Annotated in this window: 16 protein-coding genes and 1 pseudogene; 8 read left to right on the forward strand and 9 right to left on the reverse strand. The window is 61.7% G+C overall.

The window, feature by feature from the left end; translation table 11 throughout:
• Positions 1-743: 743 nt before the first annotated feature.
• The 6 genes from AU074_RS07160 to AU074_RS07185 all read right to left on the reverse strand — a co-directional run bounded on the left by AU074_RS07160 (position 744) and on the right by AU074_RS07185 (position 6773).
• Positions 744-2084, reverse strand: a complete 1341-nt coding sequence (locus AU074_RS07160; protein WP_076014124.1) for a sorbosone dehydrogenase family protein — start codon at positions 2082-2084, stop codon at positions 744-746.
• Positions 2085-2218: 134 nt separating this feature from the next.
• Positions 2219-3184 carry a pyridoxamine 5'-phosphate oxidase family protein gene (locus tag AU074_RS07165; protein WP_076014125.1) on the reverse strand — a complete coding sequence of 322 codons (966 nt, stop codon included), beginning with the start codon at positions 3182-3184 and terminating at the stop codon, positions 2219-2221.
• 2 nt (positions 3185-3186) lie between these two features.
• Entirely contained in the window at positions 3187-4086 is a 900-nt protein-coding gene (locus AU074_RS07170; RefSeq protein WP_076014126.1) for a LysR family transcriptional regulator, read from the reverse strand.
• Positions 4086-5006, reverse strand: coding sequence for a LysR family transcriptional regulator (locus AU074_RS07175; RefSeq protein ID WP_076014127.1), 921 nt, complete (start codon positions 5004-5006; stop codon positions 4086-4088). The genes AU074_RS07170 and AU074_RS07175 overlap by 1 nt, the downstream gene beginning before the upstream one ends.
• Before the next feature lie 149 nt (positions 5007-5155).
• Entirely contained in the window at positions 5156-5776 is a 621-nt protein-coding gene (locus AU074_RS07180; protein WP_076014128.1) for a glutathione S-transferase family protein, read from the reverse strand.
• Between the two features lie 124 nt (positions 5777-5900).
• Positions 5901-6773, reverse strand: a complete 873-nt coding sequence (locus AU074_RS07185) for a LysR family transcriptional regulator (RefSeq protein ID WP_076014129.1) — start codon at positions 6771-6773, stop codon at positions 5901-5903.
• A gap of 189 nt (positions 6774-6962) precedes the next feature.
• On the opposite strand from AU074_RS07185, the gene AU074_RS07190 reads away from it, so the two are divergent.
• Entirely contained in the window at positions 6963-7736 is a 774-nt protein-coding gene (locus AU074_RS07190) for a glucose 1-dehydrogenase (protein WP_076014130.1), read from the forward strand.
• Between the two features lie 12 nt (positions 7737-7748).
• Positions 7749-8795, forward strand: coding sequence for an L-idonate 5-dehydrogenase (locus tag AU074_RS07195; RefSeq protein ID WP_076014131.1), 1047 nt, complete (start codon positions 7749-7751; stop codon positions 8793-8795).
• A gap of 1022 nt (positions 8796-9817) precedes the next feature.
• Here the strand turns inward: AU074_RS07195 and fetB are convergent.
• The 3 genes from fetB to AU074_RS07215 all read right to left on the reverse strand — a co-directional run bounded on the left by fetB (position 9818) and on the right by AU074_RS07215 (position 11963).
• A complete protein-coding gene (gene fetB / locus AU074_RS07205; protein ID WP_076014132.1) occupies positions 9818-10612 on the reverse strand; it encodes an iron export ABC transporter permease subunit FetB in 795 nt (264 codons plus the stop codon).
• Entirely contained in the window at positions 10609-11286 is a 678-nt protein-coding gene (locus AU074_RS07210; RefSeq protein WP_076014133.1) for an ATP-binding cassette domain-containing protein, read from the reverse strand. Before AU074_RS07210 ends, fetB begins: the two co-directional genes overlap by 4 nt.
• Positions 11287-11498: 212 nt before the next feature.
• Positions 11499-11963, reverse strand: a complete 465-nt coding sequence (locus AU074_RS07215) for a metallophosphoesterase family protein (protein WP_076014134.1) — start codon at positions 11961-11963, stop codon at positions 11499-11501.
• Between the two features lie 193 nt (positions 11964-12156).
• On the opposite strand from AU074_RS07215, the gene AU074_RS07220 reads away from it, so the two are divergent.
• The 6 genes and pseudogenes from AU074_RS07220 to AU074_RS07245 all read left to right on the forward strand — a co-directional run bounded on the left by AU074_RS07220 (position 12157) and on the right by AU074_RS07245 (position 20465).
• Positions 12157-13362: a DUF1835 domain-containing protein gene (locus AU074_RS07220; RefSeq protein WP_076014135.1), complete on the forward strand. Its 1206-nt coding sequence runs from the start codon at positions 12157-12159 to the stop codon at positions 13360-13362.
• 230 nt (positions 13363-13592) lie between these two features.
• Positions 13593-14411, forward strand: coding sequence for an ABC transporter substrate-binding protein (locus AU074_RS07225; RefSeq protein ID WP_076014136.1), 819 nt, complete (start codon positions 13593-13595; stop codon positions 14409-14411).
• Positions 14408-15238 carry an amino acid ABC transporter permease gene (locus AU074_RS07230; RefSeq protein ID WP_076014137.1) on the forward strand — a complete coding sequence of 277 codons (831 nt, stop codon included), beginning with the start codon at positions 14408-14410 and terminating at the stop codon, positions 15236-15238. Before AU074_RS07225 ends, AU074_RS07230 begins: the two co-directional genes overlap by 4 nt.
• Before the next feature lie 25 nt (positions 15239-15263).
• On the forward strand, positions 15264-16637 hold the full coding sequence (locus AU074_RS07235; protein WP_076014138.1) for an LLM class flavin-dependent oxidoreductase: 1374 nt from the start codon (positions 15264-15266) through the stop codon (positions 16635-16637).
• A 13-nt stretch (positions 16638-16650) separates the two neighbouring features.
• Positions 16651-16863, forward strand: a pseudogene (locus AU074_RS07240) (GntR family transcriptional regulator); the annotation flags it as partial.
• Positions 16864-16994: 131 nt separating this feature from the next.
• Entirely contained in the window at positions 16995-20465 is a 3471-nt protein-coding gene (locus AU074_RS07245; protein WP_076014139.1) for a hypothetical protein, read from the forward strand.
• Positions 20466-20489: the final 24 nt, after the last annotated feature.

Consider the following 20489-nt stretch of genomic DNA (forward strand, 5'->3'; position numbering starts at 1 on the left):
CTCGCCTGGGCTCGGCATGCCCGCACTCCGGCACGGCTCCGCGGGCCGCCGCGACGGGCCATCCATGGCCCGGCGCGGCTAAATCGGCTTCCCTGCCGATTTACCCGCTCCACCGTGCCTACTTGCGGCCATCGTGGTTGACGGGGCCTGCAGATCAAGATCACAAGCAGATCAAAAGCAAGAGCACAGCGGCCTACCGGCCGGCTTGAGTGTTAGAAGCAGAGGCAAGATCCAGAGCGAAAGCAGGGCTGCTTTTCTGTGGGAGCGGGCTTGCTCGCGAAAAACCTGAGACCGCCGCGTTCATCCAGAATGCCCGCGTCATCGTTAACGACCTTCGCGAGCAAGCCCGCTCCCACATTTGGACCGTGCCCGCTTTAGCTTCTGATTTTGCTGTTGCTGTTGCTTCACCACACTCAAGCCGGCCGGTAGGCCGCTGTGCCCTTGATCTGCTTTTGATCTTGATCTTAGGCGCCCCGTTAAACCACGCTGGCCGAACGCAGGCTTTGGAGCGTGGGTAACCCGGCAGGACGCCGGGTTAGCCGCGCTGGGCCAAGGATGGCCCATCGCGGCGGCCCACGCTCCAAAGCCGGAGTGAGGGCACACCGAGCCTAGGCGAGGTGCCGAGTGGTGGGGCAAGAGCGTTTTGCTTACTTTTGCGCTTTTCAAAAGTGAGCCGCTGTAAGAGCGGAACCATACGCGGCCCTGACCCAAATAACGGATATGCCCCCAACATCAGCAAACCCCTAAGGCTTCACCCGCGCCACCCGCCACACCTTGTTCCCCACATCATCCGCCACCAGCAAAGCACCCTGCCCGTCCAGCGTCACACCTACCGGCCGACCCTGAGCCTCTCCATCACCATTCAAAAAACCTGTCAGAAAGTCAACAGGCTGACCCGAAGGCTTACCATCCCGGAACGGCACAAACACCACCTTGTACCCCGCCTGCGGATTACGGTTCCAAGACCCATGCTCCCCCACAAACACCCCATCGGCGAACCCCGCCGGCATCCCCCGCGCATCCGAAAAGGTCAACCCCAACGGCGCCACGTGAGTTCCAAGGGCGTAGTCCGGCGCGATAGCCTGGGCAACCTTGTCTGGACGCGGCGGCTGAACCCGCGTATCAACATGGGCCCCGTAATAACTCCAAGGCCAACCGTAAAAAGCGCCCTCCCGCACCGAAGTCAGATAATCCGGCACCAGATCGCTGCCGATCTCATCGCGCTCATTCACCACCGTCCACAATTGCGAGGAACCAGGCTTCCACGCCAGCCCATTGGGATTGCGCAACCCACTGGCGAACAGACGCTTCTGACCACTGGCAAGATCCAACTCCCAGATCGCCGCACGCCCGTCCTCGGCCGCAAGCCCGTTCTCACCCACATTACTGTTGGAGCCCACGGTCACATAAAGCTTGGTGCCCTCAGGATTGGCCAGAACGTTTTTGGTCCAGTGATGATTGATCCCGGCCGGCAGATCGGTGACCTTCACCGGCGTGGCATCGATGTGAGTCTGGCCCGGGACGTAAGGCACCTTGACCACCGCATCGGCATTGCCGATATACAACGCATCACCCACCAACGCCATGCCAAACGGCGACGTCAGCCCAGTCAGAAACACGCTCTTCACCTCGGCATGCCCATCACCATCGGCATCCCGCAGCAGCGTGATTCGGTCTGCACTCGGCGTGTCGGCACCCACCCGCCCCATCACAAACCCCATCGCCGTACGACGCGCCCAAGCGAGCAGGCCGGTGCCGCCATCCGTGGCGCCTTCAGGCATGGGTGGATGGTTACTCTCGGCGACCAATACGTCGCCATTGGGCAAGGTGTACACCCAGCGTGGATGGTCCAGGTTCTCGGCCAACGCCGACACCGCAAACCCTTCCGGCGCCGTCGGTTGGGCATCGCCTGGCCAACCAACTGCCTTGGACACCTTGAGTGTCGGGATCAGCGATTCGGTAGGTCCGGGCAGTTGCGGGCTTGGCCCTACCCCGGCCTGAAACGGCAGTTTGGAGGATTCGCCACAGGCGCTCAGGGCAGCAGTGGCAGTGATCAGCAGCGCAAGGCGGCTTGGTGCATTCATTGGAAAACCTCGGGACAGCCCATCATTGGGCAGGCAAAATCCCGACGGAGTATTGCGTCATTCCCCGGCACCAAACACCGCCTCCCGCGCAATTGAGTTTTAACTCAGTCGCACGAGTGGCTCGCCAGCACCTCTCAGGTTCTCCAAGGTCCCAATGACAGACTGTAGGGCGAAAACGCTTCGAACTGCCAACGCAGCGCCAGCGCCGCCTCCCGCCGAACCACATGCTCCACGGTCACCCGCCATAACCGCTCGGCGCCCTGGAACGCCGTCACCTCTGGCCCTTCAAGAATCACCTCGGCACGCCCGGCAACCTGCAACACATCACCCGTGGCAAAATCCACAAACAACAACCCGGCAACCGGGTTGAGCTGCAAATTGCCCAAGGTGTTGAAAAACGAGTTGCCGGTAAAATCGGGAATCGTCAGCACGTCCCCGTCCACCCGCACAAACCCACGGTCGCCACCCCGGTGCGAAACGTCCACCGAACGCTTGGCCGCATCCCCCTCCAGGTCCACATAACTGGCGACGAAGAACGTATCCGCGCTACGAATCAGCGCTCGGGCAGACTCATCGAGCGAGTTGGCCCTCTGCACCGCACCTTCAGCAGAACGCTGCCCCCGAACACCCGGGTCCACTGCACGCAACTGGATGTACTTCGGACAATTGCCAAAGGTGTGCACCACGTCCACCGCAAAACCATCAGCGCCAGCCGTCCCCACAACCCCATTCATACGGTTGCGCCGCCGCGTATTCAGATCAATGCCCAACAGCCCCACCGCCGCACCTTTCTTCAGCCCCGCCCCGGCGGGATCAGCCACCGCAGGCAGGCTGTCGATACGCAAGCTGTAGGGGTCGGGCGAATACACAAACCCCGGCGCCCCCTCCAGCAGCGTGGCCCACGCAAGCCCCTGATCATCCACGGCGCCCACCACCAGATAGGGCAACAACTCATAAAACGCCCGATGCTGCTCCGGCAAGTGATCCCGTATGACCTTCGCGCCGATCACCTCCATGCGCTCGGCCACGCCGGCACTTTGCTGCAATTGCCGCTCGCCGGCATGCCATGGCGAGACGGGGGACGCGTCCTGGTAATTCATGATCAAGCCCTCGGTGGATGAAACGCCGGATGTTCACGCAAAGCCGCCACACTGAAATCAACAAAACTGCGCACTCGCATCGAAGCGTTGCGCCCTTCGCGGTAGACCACATGCACCGGCAGCGGCGGCGGTTCATGGGCCTGCAATACCCGACGCAGTTCGCCGCTCGCCAGGTGATCGTGGACCGGATAACTCAAGCACCGGATCAACCCTGCGCCCTGCACCGCCGCATTGATCGCGCCCTGCACGGTGGTGCAACCGAGACGCGCGCGGGCCTTGATGCTGGAGGCCTGGAAATCCCATTGCACCCAGTCCGAATAAGCTTGGCTGGCGACCAGTCGATGCTGTTTGAGCGCTTCGGGTTGCAGCGGTTCGCCATGGGCACGCAGATAGCCAGGGCTGGCGCAGACGATGTTGCGTACATGACCCACGGGCCGCGCAATCAGGGATGAACCGGGCAACTCTCCCACCAGGATTGCCACGTCCAGACCGTCTTCATTCAGGTTCGGATAGTGATCGTAGTAGTGGGCAAACACCCGGACCCCGGGATAGAGATCCAGGTAGTCGGCCAATAGCGGGGCCATCACATAACGGCTGAACAAGAACGGAAAAAACACCCGCAGATTGCCCTCGGCCTGCGCATGCGCGCCCTTGGCAGACGCTTCGGCGGCGCTCACGCCGTCAAGGATCCGCGAACAGTCCGCCATGAACGTCACTCCGGCTTCGGTGAGGCGAATACCCCGGGTGCTGCGCTGAACCAATGGCACCCGCAAGCGCGCCTCCAGCCGGTCAATCGCACGAATCACTGTGGGCCCCGAGACGCCCAGGCAGCGGGCTGCCGCAGCAAGGCTCGGCTGTCGGGCCAGCGCCTGGAAAATCTGCATGTCGCGATAGCGGTCCATCAGGCAGGCCGCTTTATCGCGGGGTTGAGCGCGGCGTCCTGCCCGAGCCGACTGACCAGAAAGTCCACGAAGGTATTGATTTTCGCCGGCACCCGGGCGCTGTTCTGGAACACCACCTGGATCGGTAATGCCGGCGGCTCGAAGTCTTGCAGGATGATTTCCAGTGCGCCTGCACGCACATCGCTGGCTACCTGATAAGACAGCACCCGCGTGACGCCCCAGCCCAGGCGCGCCAGGTTGATTGCCGCGTTGTTGGCGGTGACCACCAGGCGTGGCTCAACGGCCACGCTCAATGGCTGGCTGCCCTCCCTGAACTGCCATTCGCTGACCAACTGGCTGGAAGACGAGGTGACAATCTTCGCCTCCCGCAGTTGCCCGGGATGCAGTGGCCGACCGTGCCGCTCAAGGTAAGCCGGCGCGGCGCATACCACGCGGCGCACTTCGCCGACCTTGATCGCCTGCTGGCCGTTTTCCTGCAAATGCCCGATGCGCACGGCCACGTCGACACCTTCGTCGGTCATATTGACCACACGGTCCACCAGCAAGGCGTTGATGCTGACCTGGGCAAACTGGTCCAGGTACTCCCCCAGGATCGGTGCGACGAACAACTCACCAAACAACACGGGCGCGGTGACCGTCAGGTGCCCCCACGGGATCGAGAAGCTGCCGGCCGCCGCCTCTTCGGCCTCGGTCAGTTCGGCGAGGATGCGCCGGCAATCGTCAAGGTAACGCTGGCCTGCCTCGCTCAGGTGCAGGCTGCGGGTAGTGCGCGAGAGCAACTGCGTGCCGATACGCGCTTCCATCGCGGCAACCGCGCGGGTCACACTGGGGGGCGAGATTTTCAGGCGCCGGGCCGCCGCGGCAAAACCCTGCTCTTCGGCAACTGCGAGGAAAATCTGCATTTCCTGGAAACGGTCCATGAGCCCCCTTAATCGAATGTAGTACACCAAACCAGTGGCTTGGGAGCGTTGTGGCGAGGGAGCTTGCTCCCGCTGGAGCGCGCAGCGCTCCCAGGATTTTGGGGCCGCTACGCAGCCCAGCGGGAGCAAGCTCCCTCGCCACAAAGTCTTCAAGCCTTCGCCAGGCCCACGGCGGTGCGTTGCATACCGACAAAACCCGGCAGCGCCTCGATACTGCCCAGCCAGGCGCGAACCTGCGGATAGTCGTCCAGCGAGACGTTACCTTCCGGCGCATGGGCGATGTAGGTGTAGTGCGCGATATCGGCAATCGTCGGCAGGTCACCGGTGAGAAAACGGCCCTGTCGCAACTGTTGCTCCACCACGTTGAGGAACGCATGGGAACGGCTGATGGTCGCCTCGGCATCGAGTGCGGCACCAAATACCGTCACCAATCGCGCCGCAGCCGGCCCTGTATGCAGCGGGCCCGCAGCCGCCGAAAGCCAACGCTGCACACGGGCCAACGCCAAAGGCTCGGTCGGCAGCCACTGGGTGTTGCCGTATTTACCGGCGAGGTACACCAGGATCGCGTTGGAATCCGCCAGCACCACACCGTCGTCATCGATCACCGGCACCTGGCCGAAGCTGTTGAGGGTAGCGAGGAACTCAGGGGCTTTATGTGCGCCTTGCTTCAGGTCCACCAGCACCAGTTCGGCGGGCACGCCCAGCAGCGACAGCATCAGCTCGACCCGATGGGAATGGCCAGACAAGGGGTAACGGTACAGTTTGATCATGACAGGCTCCGCGATGTGCCAGGGACTCGACCCGGTAATCGTGTCGATGGCGCTATCTTCCGCCGCTACGGCACGCAGCAGAATAGCCAGTTTTTACAATCCAGCATTTCACCGGATGAAACAATCATTCACCAAACAACTCGCAGATCAGGTTGAACACGGTGGTTTTCACTGCGCTGTCGAGTTTGGTCCAGGCCAGGCCGGTCCTGGCCCTGAACGCTCCCAATTCCAGGTGCCTGGATACACAATTGGCCGGCAACGCCCGGGCCGCCTGCTGCGGCAACACCCCCACACCCAACCCGGCCGAGACCAGCGCCAGCATGGTGGTGAATTCGCCGAGTTCAGAGGCGATCTCCAGGGGCACGCCCACGGCCTGGACGAACTCGTCATAGAACCCCGGGGCATACCGTCGGGCCAGGATAAAAACCGGGACTTTGAGCAAATCCGCCGGTTGTATTGATTGCTGCGATGCCAACGGATGATCCGCGGGCAAGGCAACCACAAAACTTTCTTGCAACACCGCGCGGGTCTGCACGCCGAGATAGGCCGCCGGTAAACGCATCAGGCCGAAATCCAGCTGGCCGTTTTTCAACGCCGCCGCCTGATCCGGGCCGGGCATGTCCTTGAGTTCCAGTTCAATTCGCGGGTAGCGCTGATGCACCGCGCGAATCAACCCCGGCAGCAATTCCGGCAACACCGAGGAGACAAATCCCAGGCGCACTCGGCCGATTTCCCCACGGTTCGACGCACGGGCGGCATCGGCGGCGCGGGCGGCCTGGTGCAGCGTGGCCTGGGCTTCCGGCAAAAACACCCGCCCGGCTTCGGTCAACGTCACCGAGTGCCGGTTGCGGTCGAGCAGGCGCACGCCCAGGCCGCTTTCGAGCAGCTTGATCTGCATGCTCAGCGCCGGTTGCACGATCGACAGCTGCGCCGCTGCCCGGCCGAAATGCAGTTCCTGGGCGAGCACGACAAAGGCGCGTAGGTGCTTGAGTTCCATCAGAAGGCTCCTGTTATCACGGTTTTTGATCACGGGATCACAAATGAAAATTGGACGCTGAACCCGTGCTGCGGTGAAGTAAGGCCCGTCATGCACGATATGACAGGGTTTGGCCTATAACAATAAGGACGGCGCCCCGTACTCGGATTGTTAGGGTTGATCACTGTCGCAGCCTCCGGAGATTGATCCATGCAAAGCGTTTTAGACAGCTTCCGCCTCGATGGCCGCCTGGCCTTGATCACCGGCTCCAGCGCCGGTATCGGCCTGGCCATCGCCCGTGGCCTGGCTCAGGCCGGCGCGCGGGTGGTGCTCAACGGGCGCAACCGCAGCACCTTGCGTGACAGTGCCGCGTTGCTGGCGGCGGAAGGCCTGGAGGTGCACACCCAGGCATTCGACGTCACCGACGGCGCGGCGGTGCTGGCCGCCGTGGCGGATATCGAAGAGCGCCTGGGCCCGCTGGAAATCCTCGTGAATAACGCCGGCATGCAGCGGCGCGGACCGCTTGAGGATTACAGCGAAACCCACTGGCGCGAGTTGATGAGCACCAACCTCGACAGCGCCTTCCTTGTCGGCCAGGCCGTGGCCCGGGCGATGATCCCGCGCAAGCGTGGGCGCATCATCAATATCTGCTCGGTGCAAAGCGAACTGGGGCGCCCGGGCATCGCCCCGTATGCCGCCAGCAAAGGTGCGTTGAAGATGCTCACCAAAGGCATGGCCATCGATTGGGGCCCACACGGGCTGACGATCAATGGCATCGGCCCCGGCTATTTCAAGACTGAACTGAACGCCAACCTGGTGGCCAACCCCGAGTTCAGTGACTGGCTGGTGCAACGCACGCCGAGCCGGCGCTGGGGCGACGTCGCCGAACTGGCGGGCGCTGCGGTGTTCCTTGCCAGCGACGCGGCGAGTTTCGTCAACGGTCATATCCTGTACGTGGACGGTGGCATCACCGCCTCGCTGTAACCCGGAGAATTCATGCACGCTATCGTCTGCCATGCCTCGAAAGACCTGCGGATAGAACCGCAAACCGAACCTCACACCCTCGGCCCCGACCAGTTACGGGTGCGCATTGCCCGGGGCGGAATTTGCGGCTCGGACCTGCATTACTACCAGCACGGGGGTTTTGGCACAGTGCGCCTGCGCGAGCCGATGGTGCTGGGCCATGAAGTGTCGGCGGTGATCGATGCCGTGGGCAGTGAGGGCGGCCCGTTCAAGGTCGGCCAACGCTTGTCGGTCTCGCCATCGCGGCCTTGCGGGGGTTGCCGTTATTGCCATCAAGGGCTGCCGAACCATTGCCTGAACATGCGCTTTTACGGCAGTGCGATGCCCTTCCCCCACGTGCAAGGCGCGTTTCAACAGTCCCTGGTGATCGAGACGCAACAGGCGCACCTGTTGGCCGATCACGTCAGCCTCGCCGAAGGTGCGATGGCCGAACCGTTGTCCGTGGGTTTGCATGCGATCCAGCGCGCCGGGGCGATCTTCGGCAAGCGTGTGCTGGTGACCGGCTGCGGCCCTATCGGCAACCTGTTGATCGGCAGCCTGCGGGCAGCGGGTGCGGGAGAAATCGTCGCCGTGGACCTGGCCGCCGGGCCGTTGGCCTGCGCCGAGAAAATGGGTGCCAGCCGTACCCATAACCTGGCGGAAGACGCCGACGCGTTGAAGCGCTATACCGCCGAAAAAGGCTACTTCGACGTGATGTTCGAAGTCTCCGGCAGCGCCCAGGCCCTGCGCAACGGCCTGGAATGCATGGCCCCGCGCAGCGTGCTGGTGACCGTTGGCCTGGGCGGCGAAGTCTCGCTTCCGCTGAATATGCTGGTGAGCCGTGAGATCGACTTGCGGGGCACCTTCCGCTTCCATTCGGAGTTCGCCCAGGCGGTGGATTTGCTGAATCGCCAGGTGATTGATGTGCGCCCGGTAATCTCCCACACCGTGCCATACAGCGAGGCGGTGCAGGCATTTGAACTGGCGGCGGACAAGAGCCGGGCGATGAAGGTGCAGCTGGATTTCGGTGTGGGTGATTGAACCGGACTGGAACGGCTCCCATGGTGGTCTACGCGCTGACCTGAGTGGAGCAAGGAGTCGTTCCAGTCGCTCCACGGGGGCGTGTCAGCGCCTTATTTGCGCAAGGACAGGTGAAGCTGTGGGAGCTGACAGATATCTACGGAGCTGTTAGGGCTGAGGAAGTGGGTTGGTGGAGATGGACCGGGTGTATATCCGTTATTTGGGTAACGGCTGCTTATGGTTCCGCTCTTACAGCGGCTCACTTTTGAAAAGCGCAAAAGTAAGCAAAACGCTCTTGCCCCACCACTCGGCACCTCGCTTGGGCTCGGTGTGCCCTCACTCCGGCTTTGGACCGTGGGCCGCCGCGATGGGCCATCCTTGGCCCAGCGCGGCTAACCCGGCGTCCTGCCGGGTTACCCACGCTCCAAAGCCTGCGTTCGGCCAGCGTGGTTTAACGGGGCGCCTAAGATCAAGATCAACAGCAGATCAAGGGCACAGCGGCCTACCGGCCGGCTTGAGTGTGGTGAAGCAACAGCCAAATCAAAAGCTCAAGCGGGCACGGTCCAAATGTGGGAGCGGGCTTGCTCGCGAAGGTCGTTAACGATGACGCGAGCATCCTGATTCAACGCGGCGTTCTCAGGTTTTTCGCGAGCAAGCTCGCTCCTACAGGAAAGCAGCCCTGCTTTCGCTCTTAACACTCAAGCCGGCCGGTAGGCCGCTGTGCTCTTGCTTTTGATTTTGATCTGACTGCCCCATTCAGCCCGAGGCCGAACGCAGGTATTGCGGAGCGGGTAAACCGGCAGGACGCCGGTTTAGCCGCGCCGGGCCATGGATGGCCCGTCGCGGCGGCCCGCGGAGTAATGCCGGAGTGAGGGAACGCCGAGCCTAGGCGAGGCGCCGACAGGCGGGGCAGAGCGTTTTGGTTACTTTTGCGCTTTTCAAAAGTGACCCGCTGTAAGAGCGGAACCCTAAGCAGCCGTTACCGCAGCAACGGATATGTACACAGTTCCCGCCTAAAAAATGCTACCCCCTCACCATCAAGGTCACACCCGCTCTTCAAGCCGGTAGCGCAAGAACCGATGCCCCGGAGAAAACAACCGACGGTAGGTAAGCAACACCGCACCTACCGTGCCCAGCGCCGACGCCGCAGCGATCAAAAACATAATCACGATCTGATAACGCACCGCGTCCACCGGGCTTTCTCCCGCCAGCACCTGGCCGGTCATCATGCCCGGCAGGCTGACAATCCCCACCACCGTCATCTGGTTCAGAGTCGGGATCATCCCCGCCCGCACCGCCTGGCGAATCGCATCCTGCGCCGCTTCCCAACGTGAGCCACCCAGGGCCAGGATCATCTCGATGGTGTTGCGCCCCGAGGTCAATTCCTGGGTCATGCGCTCAATGCCCAAGGACACGCCCGTGAGCGTATTGCCAAGAATCATGCCAAGGATCGGAATCGCATACTGCGGCTCGTACCACGGGTGAATCCGGATGATCGCGAACAAGCCGATGGCCGTCACCAACCACGAACTGCCCCACACCGACACAATGCTGTCGGCCCGCTGGCCGGCGTAGGTCCGCTTGCCGCGCCCGGCGGCCGAGAGCCCGGCGATCAGAGTCATCAGGCACATCAGCGGCAACACCACGTACCAGTAGGCGAACTCGAACACCCAGCCCAGCAGGTAACCAATCGCCAGCAGTTGCACCACCGTGCGCACGGCGGCCCAGAACAGCTGACGTTCCAGGCCCAGGCGCAACAGCAGCGACAGCGCGCCGTTGATCAAAATCAGCGAGGCGGCAATGGCCATGTCCAGTGCCGTAAGGTCGTGATAGTTCATGGCTGCACGGCTCCCGTCAGCACGCCAGCGTCCATATGCAGGCGAGTGGTGCTCATGCGTTGTGCCTGCTCAAGATCATGGGACACCCAGATGTAGGCGTGGTCGTTATCCGCTTCGGCCCAGGCGTTGATCAACGCCTCGACGTCTCGGGATGACGCCGGGTCGAGGGCGGCGGTGGGTTCGTCCAGCAGCAGTACATCGGGATTGAGTTGCAGGGTACGGATCAGCGAAACCACCTGGGACTCACCGCCGGATAAATCGCCGGCATTTTTTGCCAGGAAGCCAGGCTCTTTTCCCGCGTGGGCCAGCAGTGCCTTGACCGCATCCGGATCGAAACTCAGGTGGTGCAGGGCCTTGAGGCTGTAGGGGAAACGCAAGTTGTCCTCCACCGAGCCTTCGATCAGTGCCGGGCGTTGGGAGAGGTAGCTGATACGGCTGCGGTACTGCGGGATTTGCGCGTTGGCGATGGGTTGCCCGTGCCAGAAAATGTCCCCTGAGGTGGGCGCGTCGAGCAAGGCAAGTGCCCTAAGGAATACGCTTTTGCCGGAACCGGATGAGCCGGTAATGGAGATGCGGTCGGCACGGTGCAACTGGAAATCCGTAGGGTGCAGCAGTTGAAGCTGACGGCGCTCGTCCATACGCGTGAGCGCACGGGTTTCTACTAATACGCTCATGGACTTGATGATCCTTGTTCCTGATTTATGCGCAATGGTAAGACAGGGTACGTCCCCCGTGGCGAGGGAGCTTGCTCCCGCTGGGCTGCGCAGCAGCCCCMAGAAATTAACGGTGTTTTTTCAGGTGTATCGCAGTGACTTTATTGGGGCCGCTTCGCATCCCAGCGGGAGCAAGCTCCCTCGCCACAACAAGCCCCCTCGCCACAGGTGCTTCAGCGCTTGGGCTCAAGCGACACCAGGCGTGGCTTGAGCGATTTCTCCTGCACCTCAAGCAGCGCCAGGGTCACCGGCAACTTGAAACGGCGCCGCCCTGCACTGCCGGGATTGAGAAACAACCGCTCGCCGCGCCACTCGATCAATGGCTTGTGAGAGTGACCTGTGATCACCAGCCTGATACCCGGATCCAGCTCCTTCGGCACATCGGCGATGTCATGCACCAGCAGTGCCCGCCAGCCATTCAGCTCGAAATCCAGGCGATCCGCCAGATGCTCTGCCCAGGCGGCATCCAGGTCGTTGTTGCCGCGCACCACGTGCAACGTTGCGATCGAGGCCAGCAGCTCAAGAATTTCAGGGCTACCGATATCCCCGGCGTGAACAATCTGCTCGCAGCCTTCCAGGGCCGCCAGGGCCTCGGCACGGAGCAAGCCGTGGGTATCGGAAATCACACCAACTTTCATTTCGCTCTCCTGCTCAACTCAGCCGCGCTATCCACCGCGCGGCTTGCAATCAATCATTGCACTGCCTATATTTCCCGCCTGGCGCCATCTACGCCACCATCCGCGGAAAGGGCTGCGCCCAAGACCTTGACTGAATATCACATTTCTACGACTCCCAACCTTAAAGCGGACAAGGTTTGTGCAAGGAGATCGTATGTCGCAAGCATTCTCGTCCACTAACGGCCGTATCAACCTTGAGCAGCAACGCAAGCGCGCCAAGGAGCTGTTGCGCCGCCTGAAAAGCCCCGATGCCGCCGTTACGCCCACCTTATCCGATGCTCAATGGCTGATCGCCAAGGAACTCGGTTTCCCTAGTTGGCCCAAACTCAAAGCACACATAGATGCAGTGGATTTTGCCGCCCGCCATCCGGGTTTCGAGGCCAGCGACGAGGCCCGCACCACCCACTGGCGCTGCGGCAATGACATTGCCCACAGCCTGGGTGTGGCGGGGTTCAAGGGGCACTTTCGGATGCTGATTGATCCGCTGTGCATGGGCCCGGTCCAGGACCTGCCAGCCGAGCAATACCAAGCCGTTCGCAGCCGCTATATCAGCCAGGTATTTGCAATGGACGAGGCCGAGGTGTCCCGCCGACATGCAGACGAATACAAGCATCTTGAGCAACTGGCCAACACCGGTCATAGCGTGTTGTGGTGTGAGGCGGATGCTTACGATCAGTTGTTCCTGATTCGGGCGCTGGCAGGGCTTGAGCGTTTGCCTGAAAAGCTCGAGCTGATCGAGGTCGACCGTGTCCCCGGCGTGCAACGCTTTATCGGCATTGGCCAACTGGCGCCTGAAGTGTTGGCGTGGCTGTGGCCACAGCGTCGGCGGGTCGATGAGGACATGCTGAAGCTGGCGCGACAGGCCTGGCTGGCGTACTGCGACAGTTCGCCGGTCAAGCTGGCGGAACTGGCCCGGGACAACCATACAGCCCTGCCCTTCCTGGCCCTGGCGTTGCGTCGGCAGTTGCAGGAGTTACCGGGTGTGCGGGACGGTTTGTCACTGACCGAGCGCCTGTCCCTGCACTACGTGGATGAGGCCGGGCCTGTGCCGTTTGGCAGGGTGTTTGCCGAGTTGATGGGCAAGCGCGAACCGCTGCCTTACCTGGGGGACATGATGTTCCATGCGCTGATGCGGCCACTGATTGATGGCGGTAATCCGCTGTTGATCGAGTCCGAGACTCAACTGCCGTGGCCTCAACGTTTGTTGGCGTTGACTGCGCTGGGTCGCCAGGTTCTGAACGGCAAGGCTTACTGGCCGGACCACGCCAGCCAGGAACGCTGGATCGGTGGGACCTGTATCCGGCCTGGCGAGGGTCACTGGATGATTGATGAGCATCTTGTTCCCGTCTGGCGCAGCTAAAAGCGGCTGAAGCTGAGCGATCCCGGCACACATCACGCCCCTCACGAGACTGCAGGTTGGGGTAGCAAGCGATGGTGTCGGTAAAGCATGAACATGGTGTTTATTTCCCAACTGTTGCCAGGCCAACAGTTGGGAAAACATATAACTAAAACAGCGGTTTACAGTACATAAAATCATTAAACATAAAGCCCTTATCGCGTTTAAATATAAAAAATCCCATGGGCATATTTATGAACTTACGTACTGTCGTGACCCTGGGCCTGTCCCTGTTAGTGGCAAGCCCGACGGTGTTCGCCGGAGCCACACTGGATCGCATCACGCAATCCAAACAGTTGGTCGGCGTACTGATGGAGAACTATCCGCCCTTCTCTTTTCTCAATGAACAAAACCAGCTGGATGGCTTCGACGTGGATGTCGCCAAGGCCGTCGCGGACAAGCTCGGCGTCACCTTGAAACTGGAAACACCGTCCTGGGAAGTGATCGCCGCCGGTCGCTGGCAAGGCCGTTATGACGTGTGCATCTGCTCCATGACCCCCAGTGCCGCCCGCGGGCAAGTGTTCAACTTCCCTGTCGAGTATTACGCCTCGCCGGCGGTCATCGTGGTCAACGCTGATGAGTCTTCCATCCACTCGGCCAGTGACCTTTCCGGGAAAAAAGTCGGCGTGGGCAGTGCCTCGACCTACGAAGCCTACCTGAACAAAGACCTGGTGATTGAAGGCGCCAACACGCCCATCGACTACCCGTTCAGCCAGATTCAAGCCGTGCCGTACGACAATGAAATCGTGGCCTTCCAGGACCTCGCACTGGGCACCGGCAAACGCCTGGATGCAATGCTCACCAACCTGGTGACCGCCAATGAACGGATCAAGCACGACCCACGCTTCAAGGTCGTCGGCAAACAGCTGTACAGCGAGCCCAACGTGGTCGCCACCGAAAAAGGCGACCCACAGTGGGACGCCAGGCTGACCCAAGTGCTGGCCGACCTGAAAAGCGACGGCACGCTGACGAAGATTTCCCAGAAATGGATCGGCGCAGACATCACCCAATGAGTGTTTTTCCCACCCCGCCCACTGTGGTGAAACCACCGCCCGTCAAACGCCAGTGGCTGTCCTTCCAGGTACGCCTGTGGCTGACCTGGGGCGTGATGCTGTGTCTGTTCGCCGCTTTGTTCATGAGCTTCGACCTGAAGTTTGCGATCGTCGCGGCCAAGTGGCAAAACCTGGTAGGCCTGCACCTGTCGCCCAACGGTTTCCTGCAGGGCGCGGCGCTGACACTGTTCCTGTGTTTCTGCTCGATCTGGCTGTCCCTGGCCCTGGGCTTTGCGACGGCCCTGGCGCGCTTGTCGAACAGCGCGGTGGCATTCGGCATCGCCAGTTTCTATGCCTCGTTCTTTCGCGGCACGCCGCTGCTGATCCAGATTCTGCTGATCTACCTCGGCCTGCCGCAACTGGGCGTGGTGCCGGGCGCCATCAGTGCCGGGATCATTGCCCTGTCGTTGAACTACGGGGCCTACCTGAGCGAGATCTTTCGCGCGGGCATCATCGGTGTTTCCCAGGGCCAGCGTAACGCTGCAGCCGCGCTGGGCATGGGCCCCACGGTGACGTTCTGGCAAATCGTGTTGCCCCAGGCGATGCGCACCATCATTCCACCGACCACCAGCCAGTTCATTTCGATGCTCAAGGACTCCTCGCTGGTGTCGGTCATGGGCGTCTGGGAAGTGATGTTCCTCGCGCAGTCCTACGGGCGCTCGTCGTACCGCTACATCGAAATGCTCACCACCGCCGCCGTCATCTACTGGCTGCTGTCCATTGGCCTGGAACTGATTCAGGCCCGCCTGGAGCGGCACTACGGCAAGGCCTACCTTCACGGCCGATAACCTCTTTTTATTTGCAGGAAGCATCATGTCTGATCCAACCCCGTTGTTATTCGGCCTGTACGAACAAGCCAGTGTCGGCTGCGGCGGCGCGCCCAGCCTGTGGACCCACCCGGCGGATGAGCGGCTGGGTATCAACACCCTCAAGTACTGGTCGAACCTGGCCCGCACGGCCGATGAAGCCAACCTCGACTTGATGTTCTTCGGTGATGTACTGGGTTTCTACGATGTGTTCGGCAGCTCCGAAGCGGCGGCGTTGAAATGGGCGGTGGAAGCCCCCGCCAATGACCCGCTGACCATCATCCCGGCACTGGTGGCGCTGACCGAGAAACTCGCGTTTGGCGTCACAGTCAGCACCTCCTACGAACACCCGTTCACCCATGCTCGGCGCTTCAGCACCCTGGACCATCTGTCCGATGGGCGTATCGGCTGGAATATCGTCACCTCCTACCTCTCCAGCGCCGCACGCAACTTCGGCCTGGAGCAGATGATCAAGCACGACGACCGCTACGAGCGCGCCGAAGAGTTTCTCGACGTGGTGTACAAGCTCTGGGAAGGCAGTTGGGCGGATGACGCCGTGCTCGCCGACAAACTCGCCCGCTCCTATGCCGATGGCTCGCGCGTACGGCCGATCCAGCATGCCGGCGAACATTACCGGGTGGCCGGGCCGCACCTCACGTCACCCTCGCCGCAACGCACGCCGCTGCTGATCCAGGCGGGTTGGTCGGGCCGTGGCCGGCAGTTCGCGGCCAAGCATGCGGAGCTGGTGTTCATCGCCAAATCCAACCCGCAGGAAATACGCCAGGGGCTCGAAGATATCTGGCGCCAGGCCGAAGCCCGCGGACGCAGGCAACAAGACGTCAAGTCCCTGACCGTGCTGCGCATCGTCACCGCCCCCACCGCCATCGAGGCCCAACAGAAATACGACACCCTGCAAAGCAACTACCACCTGCAAGCGCAGTTGGTGAGCTACGCGGGCGACACCGGCATCGATATCAGCCGCTACGCCGACAATGAAGCGCTGTCCACCCACACCGAAGGCATGACCTCCTATGTGATGAAACCCGATGGCAGCGGCAAACCGTTGACGGCCGGCGAGGTCAGACAGCGCTTCGCCAACGTGACGCGGGGCAGCGATTTGATCCTGGTGGGCACCCCGGAGCAGGTGGCGGAAAAAATTGAGGAACACGCCAGAATCTCCGGTACCAGTGGCTACATGCTCAACCCGTTGATCAGCCCTGGCTCGCTGAATGACTTTGTCGAGCTGGTGATCCCGGCTCTGCAAAAACGCGGCCTGTATCGCACCACACCACAGACCGGCACCCTACGTTCCCGCCTCGGCGCCGAGGGCAGTGATCGCCTGCCAGCCTCAGCCTATGGGGCTTCGTTCCGCTTTGAGTAAGGTACTCGTGGGCACCTTGCGCCAAGCCTTGCAGCAGCTGGAAGCCGAAGGCCTGGTGTATCGGGAAAACCGTCGCGGCTGGTTTGTCAGCCCCCGGCGCACCCGCTATGACCCGACACGCATCAGCGCCTTCATGGAGCATGTGAGTACCCAGGGGCGCTCGCCCCGCACCGAATGCCTGCAGGCGCAGTTGCGCCCGGCAGGCGATGCGTTGTCCAACGTGATGGAGACGCGCTGCCCCGGGACGTGAATTTCACACCCGTGAAAGCTTGTGACTTGTTGCCAACAAACCCGCTTTTACCCGCTTTCAGCCCCTAAGATCGAGTCCTCGTGCGCCCCCTCACATGGACTGAACCGATGATCACCCGTCCCGAAAAATCCACGTCGCCCCGCGTCGATCAACCCAACGCTCCCGAGCGCGTTTTCGACGCCGTCCTGAACAAAGCCAAAGTCCTGGCCAGCAGCGGACCGGGCGACAAAACCCTTAAGCCCGAGGACTACAAGGAAGTCACCGCCCTGCCGGGCAAACTCGATATCGACAAGCTCAAGGTCATCTCCCAGGACAAAGACGCCGGGGTGATCTACTTCGAACAGGACGGCGCCAAATACAAGATCAGCGCCGAGGGCGCGACCAACGCCCAGGACGGGTTCGACGTGCTGAAAAACCTGCGCTTCGGCCATGCCGTGGCCCCGGTCAACCAGGGCGGTCCCGACGAAGGCACGCCGTTGTACACCTTCCTCCAGACCCTGGCCGAAACCCAGGGCACCCCGGCCGGCAAGGCCATCGTCGAAAGCCTGAAGAACCCCGACCAGCAACTGCTGCGCGAAGACGGCGACGGCGTACGCCTGGCCAATATCAAATCCGTGGGCAAGGCCGAAGACGGCATCCTCAAGGTGAGCCTGGAAAACGGCAAGACCCTGGTCATCTCCGAATTGCTTACGCCTCAAGCGTTCAGCACCTACACCCAGGCTGGGGTGACCAAGCAGGCTCTGAATGACGGCAAGACCAAGGGTTATGAAGCAGTCACCAGCCTGCCGGGAGACCTCGATTTCAGTCAGTTGAAAGTGGTGTCCGAAGACAGCAGCGCCGGGGTGATCCTGTTTGAACACCAGGGCCACAAGTACATGATCAGCAAGTCCGAAGCCGACCTGCCGCAACCCGGCGCCGATCTCAGTAATCCCAACCCCAATGCCGGCGGGACGTTCTACAACTTCCTCCACGCCGTGCACGCCAGTGAAGGTTCGCAAGCCTTCGACTACATCAAGAACGCCCAGTCCCTGCCCGGCCAGGCGCTGCTGCGCAAGGACGAAGCCAGCCTGAAGATGGGGGACATCAGCAAGGTCGACGCGCCCATGGACGGCATCCTCGTGGTCAACCAGGTCGACGGCAAATTGCTGGTGGTGTCCAAGGACATCACCCCCGAAGCCTTCGCCGCCTACACCACCAAGGGCCAAACCCTGGCCGGCATCGAAAAGGCCAAGGGCGACGGTTATACCCTCGCCGGCCCGGACGCGTACCTGCCCTCCACCGAGGACATCATGAGCGTTGGCGGTGCCGGTGATTATGGCCCCGGCCTGATCGCCTTCACCCAGCACAAGCCGGGGGGCAGCGAAGAGAAAATCGTGGTGTCGGAAGACAGCAACCCACAGCTGTTCGAGCAGATTTCCAGCTACCGCAGCGACATCGCCGCGCAGACCACCGACGTCGACAAGCTGCGCACCGACAACGGCCTGCCGCCCCTCAAGGATGTGTCCGTCGACAACCTGACCACCACCGAAAAAGATGAAAGCGGCAACCCGCTGTCGGTGCAGGACCTGTCAATGAAAACCCTGGTGGACAGCTACCGCGCCGGGGTCAAGGACGGCAGCATCGGCAAGGACGATCCGCGCGCCAAGTTCCTGCGAGCGGTGGAAGCCCGGAGCATGGCCGACAACGGCATGTCGATCATTCCCGAGCACGGTTTCGGCAACCAGGGCATTGCCACCACACCCATTGACGTGACCTCGCGGGACGTGCGCGACAACATCTTCGACACCAAGGCCATCGACCAGACCATCAACGACCTGCTGGGCGACTCGACCATCCAGCACGACATCAAGGCCAACCACGACGCGGCCCTGGGCAAGGTCGACGGCGGCCAGGCCAAGGTCGACGAGACCCGGCAGAAACTGATCGACAGCACCTCCTCGGAGAATTTCACCAAGTACATCAAGTCCTTGCAGGACGGCGGCAAGACCGAACTGGCCACCCAGGAAATCCAGACCGCCTACACCGCCCTCGCCGACATCGACCCGGCCAAGGCCGACAACTTCCTGCAAAACCTGCAAATCGACGGCTACACCGATGCCGTTGAAAAGCTGATGGACGATCCCACCAAGATTTCCGACGACAATACCGCCCTGGCCACCACCGACAACACCATGGCGATCCTGTCGATGCTCAAGGGCGGCGCCGACGGCCTGCCGCGCCAGGCGCTGGGGGTGTATTCGAAATTCGTCGACCAATTGCTCAAGGACAAAAACGCCGCCGCCGACTTCGGCAAGGCGATGATTTCCCTCGGCGATACCTGGCAGAAAAACGGCGTGATCAGCTTCAGCGACATCGACAAGGCGGTGAGCAAGGAAATCATGCCGGGCCTCAGCGAAGAGAACCGCAGCTCCTTCGTGAAGAACCTCAACTTCCTCAAGGACAACGGCGTACTCGGCTCGGTGGGCGGGGCGATCGGCATGGGCCGGATCGTCTACCAACTCGCGGGCCAGGGCGGCAAGCTGGCGGATACGCCGATGAAGCGCCTGGGCATCGCCAACGACTTCCTTGGCTTCCTCGGTACCGGCTCACACTTCGCCACGCTGGGCTTGAAGGTCTACGACAAGTTGCGCGGCACCAACGCCTACAAACTGATGGGCTTCGACCGTTCCTTGCCCGACCTGTGGGCCAAGCCCGGCGAGGGATACCACGCGCTGCCCAAGGACGCCGAGGCGGTGCAAAAGAAGTACTTCGACATCGTCGACCAGGCCATGGACGACGGCAAGGACGTGGGCAAGGCCCTCAACAGTGGCGGCTGGAGCGACGAAGGCGCGAAGAAGGTCCAGGAAGGTATCGAAAAAGGCATCGCCAGCCGCGGCGGCGTGGCAGGTGCCGGGTTTGGCGCGAAGTTCGCCAGCAGCGCGATCAAGGTGATCGGCATGGCCACCGACGTGGCGGGCGGCGTGATCAGTGTGGTCCAGGCGGCGTTTACCTTGCGTGATGGAGTGCGCGAGAAAGACCCGGTGAAAATCGCCTCCGGTTCACTGTCCATGGCCGGTGGCGTCAGCAGCCTGGTAGCGGCTGGCGGCGGCGTGCTCACCACCCTGGGGGTAACCGGGCGGATCATTCCGTTCCTGGGGCCGGTGGGCTTTTTGATTTCCGGCGCGCTGTCGTTTGTCGGGGCGATCCTGAGCACCGTGCAGTCCCACAAACTGCACAAGATCTCGATGCAGAACTGGAACCAGATCCAGGACTTCAAGCAGGACGGGCTGCTCAAGCCCAACGGGGATGAGGCGTATGTGTGGTTGCAGACGTACCTGTCCGACTGGGGCCAGCGGGATGCGCCGCAGGACCAGAGTATTTTTGATTTCCGCAAGGAAGAGTGGGATGCACGCTCGAGCATCCGTGGCGGCGATCATCGGCGGGACCATCCGGACTTTATCGGCGACGGGAACAACCGCAATTCAGAGGACTACAAATACTCACTGAAACCGTCGGAATGGACCAATGAGAACCACGACATCATCTGGCGCGTGGGGGATGGGTATGGCGGTGAGTATCATGATGTAGACAAGCCCTGATCGCCCTGACACAAGGTAAAAACC

It is taken from the genome of Pseudomonas sp. ATCC PTA-122608 (assembly GCF_001952855.1).
Taxonomy (GTDB): domain Bacteria; phylum Pseudomonadota; class Gammaproteobacteria; order Pseudomonadales; family Pseudomonadaceae; genus Aquipseudomonas.